The organism is Mycobacterium sp. WUMAC-067 (assembly GCF_020217485.1).
Classification (GTDB): domain Bacteria; phylum Actinomycetota; class Actinomycetes; order Mycobacteriales; family Mycobacteriaceae; genus Mycobacterium.
Genome location: NZ_JAEKMI010000135.1, coordinates 1 through 2,117 on the forward strand (window position 1 = coordinate 1; position 2,117 = coordinate 2,117).

The window sequence follows — 2,117 nt, forward strand, 5'->3', positions numbered from 1 at the left end:
ATGTCGCGCCGCGGGGATTCCGGCGCGGTTGGGTTTCGCCGACGTCCGCAACCATCTACAGACCGCGAGTCTCCGTGAACGGATGGGTGGTTCGGACGTTTTCGTCTACCACGGCTACAGTCAAATACTGCTGAATGGTCGGTGGGTCAAGGCCACACCGGCATTCAACCGCGAGTTATGCGCGCGCTTCCGCGTCGCTCCCATCGAATTCGACGGTCAGCGAGACGCCATGTTGCACGCCTACACAGGCGACGGCTCTCAACACCTGGAATACCTCCATGACCGTGGTGTTTTCGACGACCTTCCCCTCACGGAAATCATCGACGCGCTGCGCGACAATTACGGCGAACTCATCTACGAACCTCCTCCAGTGCCGGACTCATTCACCAACTAGCAGTTTGAAGGATTGTGCCTGTGCAAAGCACCATGCAGGATATCCCCTTGACCGTAGCCTCGATCGTCAGGCACGCGACATCCATCCACGCTGACAGCCAAGTCGTCACGCCGACCGGATCGGGCTACCGCACAACGACCTACGGTGCGCTCAAGCGACGAATCAGCCAGTTGGCCAACGCACTACGGAGTCTGGGCATAACTGACGATCAGCGCGTGGCCACCTTCCAATGGAGCAATCAGGAACACCTGGAAGCCTACTGTGCGGTGCCGTCGATGGGCGCGGTGCTTCACACCCTCAACCTTCGACTCACCGCAGAACAACTTGGCTACATTTCAGATCACGCCGACGACAAGGTCATCATCGCGGACGTCTCTGTGGCACCGCTTCTAGCGAAGGCACTGCCGACGATGTCGTCGGTGCACACCGTGATCGCAGCGGGCGACGGCGACCTGGAGCCGCTGCTGGCCAGCGGTAAAAACGTGCTGCGCTACGAGGACCTGCTTGCTGATCAAGACGGCGAATTCGACTGGCCAGAGCTCGATGAGAGGTCGGCCGCGGCGATGTGCTACACCAGCGGCACTACCGGAAACCCGAAAGGTGTTGTCTACAGTCATCGTTCCACCTATTTGCACTCGCTGACTGGCTGCACACCCAACGTGCTGTCCATCGGTGAAGAAGACCGCGTCTTGGCGATCGTCCCGATGTTTCACGCGAACGCATGGGGGCTGATCTATTCCGCGCTGATGTGTGGAGCCGACCTCGTGCTGCCCGACCGATACCTGCAGGCGGCACCGTTGGTTGCCATCATCGAGGACACGCAGCCGACCGTGGCCGGTGCGGTACCGACGATCTGGAATGACGTGCAGCATTTCCTGGAATCCGAACCGGAGCACGATATTTCGTCGCTACGCCTGGTCGCCTGCGGCGGGTCGGCCGTTCCAAGGTCACTGATGGAGCACTTCGAGAGTGAATTCGGTGTCCCGATCCTGCAGGCCTGGGGGATGACCGAAACCTCGCCGCTGGCAACCGTGGCGCGCGCGCCGAAGGGGACCAACGGCGAGCGCCAATGGGAGCTACGCGCTTGTCAGGGTCGTCCCGTCTGCGGTGTCGAGATTAGGCTGCGTGGCGACGATGGCCGTACCCTGCCCTGGGACGGACGGTCTATCGGCGAGATCCAGGCCCGCGGACCGTGGGTCACCGGCTCGTACTTCGGCGACAACGACTCCGACAAGCTCGACGAAGGATGGCTGCGCACCGGCGACGTGGGTCGCATCGATCAACACGGCTACCTTACGCTTACCGACCGGGTAAAAGACGTCATTAAGTCAGGTGGCGAATGGATTTCCTCGGTCGACTTGGAGAATGCGCTCGTTGCCCATCCAGCCGTGCATGAGGCGGTGGTGATCGGCGTGCCCGACGAGAAGTGGCAGGAAAGACCCTTGGCGTTGATCGTCACGAAGACCGAAACCAGCTTGGATATCAACGAATTGCGGGTCTTCCTGGACGGCGCGGTCGCCAAGTGGTGGATCCCGGAGCGCTGGGCGTTCATTGCTGAGGTTCCCCGAACCAGTGTGGGCAAATACGACAAAAAATTGCTGAGAGCACGCCACGGCGCCGGCGAATACCAGGTCGTGTACTGCGGCTAACCCGAAAAGCCGCCAACGTCGTCAGCAGCACCTAACCGAAAGGACACCATGACAGTCGCCTCACCTTGGCTCAG

At 60.8% G+C, this 2,117-nt stretch carries 1 protein-coding gene and 1 pseudogene; both read left to right on the forward strand.

Annotated features, from left to right (window positions below; all coding sequences use genetic code 11):
* Positions 1 to 394, forward strand: a pseudogene (locus JF781_RS27825) (transglutaminase); the annotation flags it as partial.
* Positions 395 to 426: 32 nt separating this feature from the next.
* Positions 427 to 2,043, forward strand: a complete 1,617-nt coding sequence (locus JF781_RS27830) for a long-chain fatty acid--CoA ligase (RefSeq protein ID WP_085981616.1) — start codon at positions 427 to 429, stop codon at positions 2,041 to 2,043.
* Positions 2,044 to 2,117: the final 74 nt, after the last annotated feature.